Consider the following 10178-nt stretch of genomic DNA (forward strand, 5'->3'; position numbering starts at 1 on the left):
GGTTATAAACACAGTATTTTGAGATGCATGGCATTGCAAGGGCCATTGATCAGCTCACTTCCCCCAGGAAGGCCCATAGCGGCTGCGTCATAGGTCCGACCTCGCGAGATGGGCTATAATCGGCTTACGTTCGCCATTGAGATCAAGCCCATGGGCACTGTCAGCCTTGAAGCGAAAAAAGCCTACGCGGCCAGGACACGTCGTTCCAACTATGCCGCCAGCCTGCGCCTGGAAGGTTTCAAAGTGAGCTTCTCCGAGAGCGATTGCAAAATGCCAACGCGCGAAGAAGTGTTGAAAACCTTCACCAAGACCCGAGCCTGATGCCGGACAAATATGGTGTCGGCGAAGACGCCTATTGCTACCCCGGCTCTACAATCCTGCGTAATAAACTCGATATCCGTGACGAATCGACCTTGAGCGAAGCCGAACAACAGCTCTCGGCCATCGCCGCGGACAACGTCGAATTCAGCCCTCCCCCTTATAGCCTGGGTTATCTTCAGGGCATTCATCAGGTGCTCTTCTGCGACCTGTATGAATGGGCCGGACAATTGCGAACCGTTGGAATGGCCAAGCAGGACACCCGTTTCTGCCAGCCGTCATTCATGGAGGCGCAAGCCGGGAAAATCTTCAAGGGCATGGCTGCACAGAACTGGTTTGAAGGCATGGGTCGCGCAGACCTGATCAACGCCGTGGCAGAGGCCTATTCAGAGATCAACGTCATCCATCCTTTTCGCGAAGGCAATGGCCGCGCTCAAAGGATTCTCTTCGAACACCTCATCATGAACGCCGGTTTTGAGATCAGTTGGTGGGGCATTGAGAAAGAACAGTGGATCGACGCCAACATCGCGGCTTATCACTGCATGCTCGAGCCCATGCAGCACGTGTTTGAAAAATGTATTGGCAGCCCGATTCGCCCGTAAGATAGCACCGGTCATCTGAAACGCGTTTTCCACAGTCTTGCGACTTCCCCCCTAGAACACCGGCATGAATACGATAAGCACATTCCCCTCCAACCCAGAAGGCCGCGACTTTGTCGTGGGGGACGTTCACGGCCACTTCAAACTTTTAAGCATCCTGCTGGAACGCTCGAAGTTCGATGTGGAACGGGACCGTCTTTTCTCCGTCGGCGACCTGATCGACCGCGGCCCCGACTCCCTGGAAGTGCTCGACTGGCTTTCGCAGCCCTGGTTTCATGCTGTGCGGGGCAATCATGAACAGATGCTGATCGACTGCATCGGCGGCGACGGCGACATTCCCAGGCATACCCGCAACGGCGGTGCCTGGCTCTATGAACTGCCGCCCCCCGTCCAGCATGAACTTTCCAAGGCTCTCCAGGCGCTGCCATGGATCATTGAAGTCGACTTGCCGGACGGCAACACCGTCGGCATCGTGCATGCCGAAGCGCCACAGACGCAGAAAGGTGACGACTGGCAGACAGCCAAAGCAGCCCTGCAAGGGCAACTGGGAGAAATTTGCCGCCTGCGCGCGCTAAGCATGGCGCTGTATGCCAGGGAAAGGATCGAGGAGCAAAACAGTGAACCGATCAAGGGAATACACCAGCTCTACGTCGGCCACTCGACCGTACCGAGCGTGAAGCGCCTGGGCAACGTCATCTACATCGACACCGGCTGCTCCTTTGGCGACGGTGCCTTGAGCCTGATCGAGCTCAACAGCGAAACCGTCACCCACCTGCGCATGAGCCCATGACCGCTGCGCCACACAGGGCTCCGTGCCCATTCAATCGGCTTTGAATCAACGATATTCAACTCGCGCCGCCGTGAACAGGAGAACGCCATGCATGAGCAGCCTCAAACCCACCGCATTCACGAACTGCTGACCCTCGTCGGCCTGCGTGTAGCGCCGCAAGTGGCAGCCACGTTTCGTCCACCCGCCACTCACGCAGATATCACCCGGATCGAACAAACCCTGGGCGCGCCACTGCCGCCGAGCCTTGCTCAGCTATTGCTTTGGCATGACGGACAAGAATGGAACGCGCCACTGCGCGACAGCGACAATCGCCGCCTCCTTGCAGCCCATGAAATTGTCGAGGTGATGACATTTTTCCTCGACCCAGAGGAGGAATTTCTCGAGCCATGGGGGCGCTATTGGGTGCCGTTTTTGACCAATGACTCGGGCGATTACGTGGTAGTTGATGCCTCGCCAACCGGTAGCGGGGAGCTCATCGCTTACTGGCACGACTGGGAAAACCGGGATGTTGAACATCACTCCCTGCTGGAATGGGCGCAGGGGCTGGTTGAAGAGCTGGGCTGATTACCAACACTCCCTCTGTTCCAGCATGCCGCTCGACGCTACGACGAGGGCATGCTGGAACAACGACCTTGTCAGACCTTGAAGCGAGCAACCAGGCGATTCAACTCAACCGCCAGGTTGGCCATCTCACTGCAGGCACTGGCGGTCTGACTGGCGCCCGCCGAGCTCTGGACAGAAAGCTCGCGAATACTGGTCAGATTCTGGTCGACCTCGCGGGCCACCTGCGATTGCACAACGGCACGATCATCAGCGGTCGCAAACGGAAACGCAGCCGCCTCACACTCCAAAAACTGACCCAGCAAAAGGGTATCAGCTATGACCCAAAAACCTTTCATAACCTTGGGATTGAAGCTGCTCGCCGAGATGCAGAGCGCGAAGAACGAGTGCGAATCTACTACCTTGCCCTGCGAGCCAAAAATCGAAGCCCCGTTCATCTTAGCTTCAAAGCGCGTCAGCAAAAGGAGCTCGAAGATACCATCAGGTCCATCATCGCCCTGATCTTGGCTTGCTCGGAATCAGGCAAACAGGGAGCTAGAAGACAAAAAAGAAGGCGAGCCGCACTACCAGCTTCGCTCCAACTGGCTCAAAGATCAGAGGTCAAGCAGGAAGAGGATCTCAACGCGGCTTGGTTTTACGATCGAAACTTAGCTCTGTAATAAAAAATCCCCGGAGCCGGGGATTCTAATTATTTCCAATCGAGGTCAGAGATATCGAACTCAAAAATTCTGCTACCCTCTTGGTAGAAGTCCGCCTCAATGTAGACCTTGTCGGACTTCCGTGCTTGGTTGATAAACGATGAGGCATTGCTGATGAAAAGGAGGTCTGAGCTCTGATCGTCAGGCTCGCTCGCTGACATGCGCTGAGCATTGCCTTTGGCGAACCGCACCCGCACATCGCAGCCATCATACCCACAGACAAACTGGCCTTTTTCGATCGCGATATAAACCGAAGTGCCCCAGCGTGGGTGCTTCCTGATCGTCAGCGTGGCTCTTTGAGTACCGCTATATGGAAACTTGAAATCTACGGTGCTGATCGAGGAAACATATGCGCGACGTACCGGTTTTCCCGACATGTTGTCTTCATCATCCGCATAATTCCAGTTCAGGCCTAGGCTTCTATTACGAGCTTTCTCAGCCGCTGCCTGTTCGCGCACCTTAGCCTCTTGAGCCTGCTGCTCAGCAAGTTTGGTGAATTTGTCTGCGTTAGCCTGGTAGCTGCTATCTATCGCAGCGAGCTGGGTGTACGTCGATGATAGGCTTCGGTAATCGTCCTGCTTGATTTTGGCAAGAGATGCCTGAAGAGATACTTTCTTCTGTTGCTTGTCAGCCTCCGTCTTCTGAAACAACACCTTTGAAAAAGCCTGGTCGATCTCGAAGCTGCCGGCGTTGCTGTATTTAGCTCCCAGAGCGGTAGCACCCAAATAGTCCTGGTTCGCGATCAGAACATTCATCTCAGCCAAGATTGAGTCTTTGTTTGCACTAACGTAATTGTGCTTTTCCTTCTGTGCCTGCTCAGCTTTGACCTGTGCTACCTGAGCCTCCTGCGCTTGTCGCTCAGAGCGTTCTGCATCCAGCGCTTTACTGCTGGTGTAGAACATGAAACCAAGGCACACAATAGCTGCAACAGCTCTATGCCCAGGGGAAACTGTGACACCGGCTTTCTCTTTGATGGTTCGATTGATCTGCGGAACGAAAACGCAGGCGGCGAGTAACATGATCAGGCCTGATGCAAGGCTTGTGAACATCGCGGCTAAACCTATTGCCAAGAACAACGCGAAGAAAAGCCACATCGCCACTGTCTTGAAAAAACTTCCAACCTTGGATTCCGACACGCCACCGCTCCTTAGCAAAAACATAAATGCCGAGAATCCTATGAGATAGCACTATGCCAGTCAACGAGAATGAACGTTTACTGTGGTAATCAGAAATCCACGCACCCCGGCGATTCTAATGATTTTCCACGTAGATAATCGCTTTACTTGCGCAGCACAGCGTTGTAATCGTGAGAGATCTCCCTTCGCAGACTAGGAGATAGAAAAAGGGGACAGATTCTGAGGGATCCCCACAAATCTACTCCAGTGCCTGCGCCTCTTGATGTACCTCTGCGCGCAGCGCGTGCTCAAGCCTCTCCAAGGTGCTTCGAGAATTTGAGCCGCGTCCGCTGCGCCAGTATTCCAAGCCCAGCCGCCACAGCGATAGCACACGTCGGCGTTTAAGGCTGTTGCTTTGAAATCGGCGCTCATGACCCGCCTGACGGGCCTGCAATCCCGTTAAACAAATGATGTAATTAGCCAGAGCCGAGATCAGCAAAAGCACTTCGATTCGGCGTGGACAGCGACTCCGATGGCGAGTGATGCCTACGCCAAAATACTCACTTTTTACATCCCTGAAGCCTTCTTCTATCTGCATGCGCTGTTTGTAAATGGCCACGATTTTCGATGGGTTCCATTGATCTTCCGGCAGGTTGCTGGCCAACAACCAGGGCTCTCGTTCACGATTGGCCGATTGCCTACTGAGTTTGTTTTTGGCAATTGAGCCGGTGACACGCTGGTGTTTGCGACCCTTTGCCGAATGCCTAACGCAATACAGATGAATGATGTGCGGAGCGCTCTGGGTCATCTCGATCCGTCCCAGTGACTTCGGTGAGGACGATGCCAGAGCGTAGAGGCTTTTAACGGGTACCCAAGTGTCTGCGTCGTTTCGGTAGAGATCCCGATTACGCACACGTCCCACGTAATACCAGCCTTGCGCTTCGACGGCTTTGATCCATGGCCGGCGAAAACCTGCATCAGCCACAAGGATCGGAACGCAGTCTTTGGGGAGTATTTCGGCCAGCGTTTGTAGCAGTCGTTTTTGATATTTCGGACAACCCTCGCGTTCGTGAACAGTCAGAACCAGTCCGACGCATCACTATGTCGCCGGCGAGATTACCGCTGCCAAAACGCCGGGAGTCCATCGCCGAGCGGCCGGTTTCGTACTCCGTGATAGTGTCCTGGCCATCACCCAGGTTGAATATGTAAGTGTCCGAAAAGTAGCCACCGGTGAATGTGTCGCTACCGGTCCCACCGGCCAAGGTGTTATCCCTCGAGTTATAGGCGACTTGGATTACATCATCGCCGGCATCCCCGAACAGTTGGTTGGTACCGGCTCCGCCATCCAAGGTATCGTTTCCACTTCCTCCATGGATGATGTCGTTGCCATTGAAACCAACCAAGTTGTCCGCCCCCGCGGTCCCCGTCTGGCTCAGACCCGCTGCAACCATATCCGACCATGTCCAAGTTGTGCCATCTGCAAACTCAATACGCTCGATGAGAGTCGAGGTTACGGCACTGGCAGCGGAAGTATCGCGGTCAAAGACTTCTTTGACCGTCACTTGGTCCGAGCCGTTACGGTGCAGGAGTACCAAGTCAGAGCCAACACGACGCATCACAATGTCACTGGCGAGAATACCGCTGCCAAAACGCAGGGTGTCAGTCGCCGAGTTGCCGGCGTCGTACTCGGTGATCGTGTCCTGACCATCACCCAGATTGAACACGTAAGTGTCCGAAAAGTAGCCACCTTTCAGCGTGTCCTTTCCAGTACCGCCAGCCAAAATGTTATCTCTAGAGCTAGAAGCGACTTGAATACTGTCGTCCCCTGCATCGCCGTACAGCCGATTGACTCCCGCTCCGCCGTCGATAATGTCATCCCCGTCCCCACCCCGAATGTTGTCGTTCCCCGAACCGCCAGCCAACACATCCCCCAGCTCCGTGCCAACTTGGCCCAAGCTGATGGAGGAAATATCTGAAAATGACCACACTGTGCCGTCGGCGAACTCGATACGCTCAAGAACGCTCTGCGTCACTACAGAAGCACTAGACGTCGTCCCGTCAAACCAGCCTTTGATTCTGACTTGGTCAGTGCCATTGTTGTGCATGAAAACGACGTCAGCGCCTGACTTGTAGGCTTGAATGTCGCTAGCCAGAATCCCCGCCCCGAACCGCAAGGTATCGATGCCACTAAAACCAGCGTCGTATTCCGAGATCGTGTCCTGCCCATCTCCCAAGTTGAACAGATAGGTGTCTGAGAAGTAACCTCCGGTCAACGTATCGTTACCGGTCCCACCGGCCAATATGTTGTCCCTTGAGTTATAGGCGACCTGGATTACATCATCTCCGGCATCTCCAAACAGCTGGTTGGTACCGGTCCCGGCATCCAAGGTATCGTTTCCAGCGCCAGCGTGAATGTTGTCGTTGCCATTGAAACCGACCAAGGCATCGGCGCCCGCCGTGCCCGTCTGGTTCAGACCCGCCGCAACCATATCCGACCATGTCCAGGAYGTGCCATCTGCCGATTACCCAGCAACCGATCCACTCGCTTGATGGTGTGTTTGGGATAGGCTTTGCTCGGCAAGAATCGACCAAGCCCCGTCAGAGTGAGCCGACGTCCTCGGAGTAAAGCGCTGACACAACACATCAACGTTTTCAGACGATGAGAATGAACATCGGGAAGTGCTTGGGCGAGCGCGCTGTGTAAGAATCGGATGGCCTGCATGGGTCGGGATCTTGTTTTGTGTGGTGCAACACAAGCTGCCGATTCATGCAGGTCTCTTCAATATTCCAACTTCTTGATTTTGTGTAAGAAAATTCGGGGATCCCTCAGAATCCGACCCCTTTTTCTCCGCTGAGGAATCCCCGTAGAGTAATAGATCTACTCTAGCAAACCTTGATAATTTTTATATTATCGAAAGACCCAACCGGAATTTTGTATAAAACCCCTTTAATATTCAGCGGCAATTTAGAGTCCTTCATTCCACCTTTAGGCCTTGCTATTAATTTGTAACCAGCATCACAAACATCATAACTAAACAATCCTTTCCTAGCCATCGCAGCAAACGACTTCAAGTATCGATCGCGCTGAACCTTGATATTAAAATCTGGAATATTTTCCTCAACTACTTCGCACTCAAAACCATCACTCAACGAACAAAAAAACTCATAGGCCATTTCATAATCAGAAATCGACTCCCTGATCACCTCAGGAACAACACCTCGCCCTCCAGTTGCAAAATGCGCAAGCAACCCATCATTGAAAACTGCAAACCAATCCAAATCATTAACCTCTAAAAATTCATCATCCATTTCCACTTATTCAGCTCCAAAAATATTTGTGCAATTCTCGCAACGTGGCACCACCTCACCAGGCCTAACAGCAGGAGTAAATTTAATATCGCTTAGTTTGAGACTAGGATTACTCAACAGTAGTTCATTAGCAGCTCTAAACTCAGCACAGCGACCCAATGTATTCCCACATGCTGTTTTAACACCTAAACCGCCTAGCTTATCCGCGTATGCCTGCAGTTCAGGAGCAATCGTACTTGGAACAGCTCCGTTAGACGTAATAACTATTTTTCCTGTCAATGGATCCACCGCTCAATCAAAAAGGGGACAGATTCTGAGGGATCCCCGAATTTTCTTACGTCGAAAAAGGGGACAGATTTATTTTCCCGACTCAGTCCTCGGCCGCCCCTGTCTTCGCCGCTCTACGCGCGCACCCACAATCCGCCCGACCTCGTCTACGAAACGGCTTGTACCCGTCAATTGACCTCGCTGCAACGCATCGCGGATCAATCAGGATAGTTTGGTGTACAAACGCCTAATACCGGTCCCCTTTTCGGAAAATAAATCTGTCCCCTTTTTATTCTTTTTATTTCGTCCCCTTTTCATTTCCGGGAATATTGGCTCCTTGCAAGCTCTCAGCGTAACAGAGGAATGAAAAATAAATCTTTCATCTTTTATTTATCACTCATACAAACCGAAGCTTCCAATAGTCATTTCCCGCCACCACCCAATACCGCTCGCTAGCAGGAATCAAAAAGCTAAAATCAAAACATTCAGCAATCCAGTCTGGATAAGCTAGACCTTCATGAACACGCGCGTCATCCATATGCATAAAAATTTTTCTGTCAAAATTTATGTAAAACCTAGGAAACCTAGAGTGAATCATGTTGGCGCGTTTAAACAGATCCTGGGTCAAACCTTCACCGGTTAAAAAATAATACTCAACTTTTTCAAAAACCTCGAAATCCGCACCTATAAAATCATTTAAATCACTTGGAGACAAAATTTTTCCACTTGAATCACCCAAATACTGCGGAAAATTTTCCGCCGTCATTTTCAGAATGCCACCTCTGAAACTTTTGCAAGACTGCTCATATTGCTCCTGGGTTATTTCGCCACTATCAAGGTAGGCGCGATAGTCTTTCTCTGCATCAAGAGAAAAATTATACTTCTCATCTACAACCCAATAACACTTTCCAGCATGCACAAAAAAGCAAATACTTTTCTCCCCCCGCCAAAGATCATCAAGTACCGATTGACTTACGGTCATTGCTTGAACTCCTTAAAAAATTCATCCTGTGTATAAACCCGGGCGTTGCTCGAGTTCTTTTCGAGTAGCGACTCCCACATTTTTGGTAACTCCACAAAGGGGACAGATTTATTTTCCCAACTCAGCCCTCGGCCGCCCCTGCCCTCGCTGCTCTACCCTCACACCAACAATTCGCTCCACCTCATCTACGAAACGGCTTGTTCCCGTCAGTTGGCCTCGCTGCAAGGCATCGCGGATCAATCGAAGCTGATCAGACGGAATGGCTTGGCGCACAAACTCCCCATACCGAAGCTGCCGCTCCAGCGGGGTATCACCCAAAGCCAAGAAGCAGGGATCAGAATCTAACCAGCACCTACCAGGCCCATCACTTACCCGGCTTCGATAGCTCGACCATACATAGTCTGCGACATCAGCGACCATACGAGCACGTACAGGATTCAACTCAATGTAACGACTACAAGCGAGCAAATATGAATCCGACTGGACCACGCTGGATTTGTAACGGCTTTCCCACAGGGTGCCTGAACGCCCTTCCAATCGATTTCGATAGCGCGTCGCACGGGCAGCCAGTGCCTTCATTAACTGCCCCAGCCCAACGGTCGACTCCCCTGGAGCTAGCAACAAATGGACATGATTCGTCATCAGGCAATAGGCGTAGACCTTTACTCCGAACGCATCCTTCAGCTCACGCAGATCAGATAGATAGCGCTGATAATCCTCCGCCGCCGCAAACACTACCTGCCGGTTATGGCCGCGCTGTACCACGTGATGCGGATAATTTGGTAAAACAATACGTCCCATTCTTGGCATATTCGCTTCCTGTATCCTTGGAAGCTTTCAGCGTAGCAGAGGAATGAAAAATAAATCTGTCCCCTTTTTCTGTTTTCGCCGCATTCTTGGCAGATTCGCTTCCTGTATCCTTGGAAGCTTTCAGCGTGGCAGAGGATTGAAAAATAAATCTGTCCCCTGTTTGCTAAAAATAATTTGGCGTACAGACGCCTCATACCGCCGTCCATTTTCGGAAAATAGATCTGTCCCCTTTTTCCCTTCTAACGCATACCTCTGTACGGATCCTTAACTGAGTCACCTACCTCAGAAAGCGCAAGTGAAATCTCATTAAAAACTTCCGGCGACACATCCATTAATGAGCAGGAGCATAGAAACCCCCATATTTTCTCGAGCCCTAATCTCACCATAATACCAATGATATCTTCAACCAACGCTTGATCATACCCATCCCATACGGAAATCAAGCAATATTCGATCCGTTCTCTTATACCACCATCCAAAACATTATAAGTATGCCACTGTCTATCACTTAATTCTAAAATCGACTTTATAAAATCTCCCCTTTTGACAGCTTGCAACTCGAAACCATCCAACAACTCTGTAAATTCAACTTCGAGCTCTTTGTTAGTCATTGAGTCTGGCAGACTAGTATAGTATTCAAAACTCTTCATATTTAAAAATCCACCGGTATATGCGTTGCATTGGAAGGCTGCCTGTACAACAAGCCGTCTTGACCAAGCAGCTTGTTCC

At 51.4% G+C, this 10178-nt stretch carries 8 protein-coding genes and 2 pseudogenes; 3 read left to right on the top strand and 7 right to left on the bottom strand.

Annotation, left to right across the window (positions count from 1 at the left end; all coding sequences use genetic code 11):
* Positions 1–320 precede the first annotated feature (320 nt).
* The 3 genes from VM99_25800 to VM99_25810 all read left to right on the top strand — a co-directional run bounded on the left by VM99_25800 (position 321) and on the right by VM99_25810 (position 2271).
* Positions 321–920, top strand: coding sequence for a cell division protein Fic (locus VM99_25800; protein AKK01308.1), 600 nt, complete (start codon positions 321–323; stop codon positions 918–920).
* 64 nt (positions 921–984) lie between these two features.
* Positions 985–1707: a phosphoprotein phosphatase gene (locus VM99_25805; protein AKK01309.1), complete on the top strand. Its 723-nt coding sequence runs from the start codon at positions 985–987 to the stop codon at positions 1705–1707.
* An 87-nt stretch (positions 1708–1794) separates the two neighbouring features.
* Complete coding sequence (locus VM99_25810; protein ID AKK01310.1) at positions 1795–2271, top strand: hypothetical protein; 477 nt, start codon at positions 1795–1797, stop codon at positions 2269–2271.
* Between the two features lie 71 nt (positions 2272–2342).
* On the opposite strand, the gene VM99_25815 is transcribed toward VM99_25810, so the two are convergent.
* The 7 genes and pseudogenes from VM99_25815 to VM99_25845 all read right to left on the bottom strand — a co-directional run bounded on the left by VM99_25815 (position 2343) and on the right by VM99_25845 (position 10099).
* Positions 2343–2705, bottom strand: coding sequence for a hypothetical protein (locus tag VM99_25815; protein AKK01311.1), 363 nt, complete (start codon positions 2703–2705; stop codon positions 2343–2345).
* 251 nt (positions 2706–2956) lie between these two features.
* Positions 2957–3307 (bottom strand): annotated as a pseudogene (locus VM99_25820) (hypothetical protein).
* A gap of 1940 nt (positions 3308–5247) precedes the next feature.
* A pseudogene (locus VM99_25825) lies at positions 5248–6729 on the bottom strand (hypothetical protein).
* 235 nt (positions 6730–6964) lie between these two features.
* A complete protein-coding gene (locus VM99_25830) occupies positions 6965–7390 on the bottom strand; it encodes a hypothetical protein (protein AKK01312.1) in 426 nt (141 codons plus the stop codon).
* A gap of 664 nt (positions 7391–8054) precedes the next feature.
* On the bottom strand, positions 8055–8639 hold the full coding sequence (locus VM99_25835) for a hypothetical protein (GenBank protein AKK01313.1): 585 nt from the start codon (positions 8637–8639) through the stop codon (positions 8055–8057).
* A gap of 734 nt (positions 8640–9373) precedes the next feature.
* Positions 9374–9643: a hypothetical protein gene (locus tag VM99_25840; protein AKK01314.1), complete on the bottom strand. Its 270-nt coding sequence runs from the start codon at positions 9641–9643 to the stop codon at positions 9374–9376.
* A gap of 45 nt (positions 9644–9688) precedes the next feature.
* Positions 9689–10099 carry a hypothetical protein gene (locus VM99_25845; protein ID AKK01315.1) on the bottom strand — a complete coding sequence of 137 codons (411 nt, stop codon included), beginning with the start codon at positions 10097–10099 and terminating at the stop codon, positions 9689–9691.
* Positions 10100–10178: the final 79 nt, after the last annotated feature.

Source organism: Pseudomonas chlororaphis, from assembly GCA_001023535.1.
Classification (GTDB): Bacteria; Pseudomonadota; Gammaproteobacteria; order Pseudomonadales; family Pseudomonadaceae; genus Aquipseudomonas; species Aquipseudomonas chlororaphis_E.

Coding starts and splice junctions, on each gene's coding strand:
- VM99_25835 (AKK01313.1), bottom strand. CDS start 8,639: ATGACCGTAAGTCAATCGGTACTTGATGATCTTTGGCGGGGGGAGAAA.
- VM99_25815 (AKK01311.1), bottom strand. CDS start 2,705: ATGAACGGGGCTTCGATTTTTGGCTCGCAGGGCAAGGTAGTAGATTCG.
- VM99_25830 (AKK01312.1), bottom strand. CDS start 7,390: ATGGATGATGAATTTTTAGAGGTTAATGATTTGGATTGGTTTGCAGTT.
- VM99_25845 (AKK01315.1), bottom strand. CDS start 10,099: ATGAAGAGTTTTGAATACTATACTAGTCTGCCAGACTCAATGACTAAC.
- VM99_25810 (AKK01310.1), top strand. CDS start 1,795: ATGCATGAGCAGCCTCAAACCCACCGCATTCACGAACTGCTGACCCTC.
- VM99_25840 (AKK01314.1), bottom strand. CDS start 9,643: ATGAGGCGTCTGTACGCCAAATTATTTTTAGCAAACAGGGGACAGATT.
- VM99_25805 (AKK01309.1), top strand. CDS start 985: ATGAATACGATAAGCACATTCCCCTCCAACCCAGAAGGCCGCGACTTT.
- VM99_25800 (AKK01308.1), top strand. CDS start 321: ATGCCGGACAAATATGGTGTCGGCGAAGACGCCTATTGCTACCCCGGC.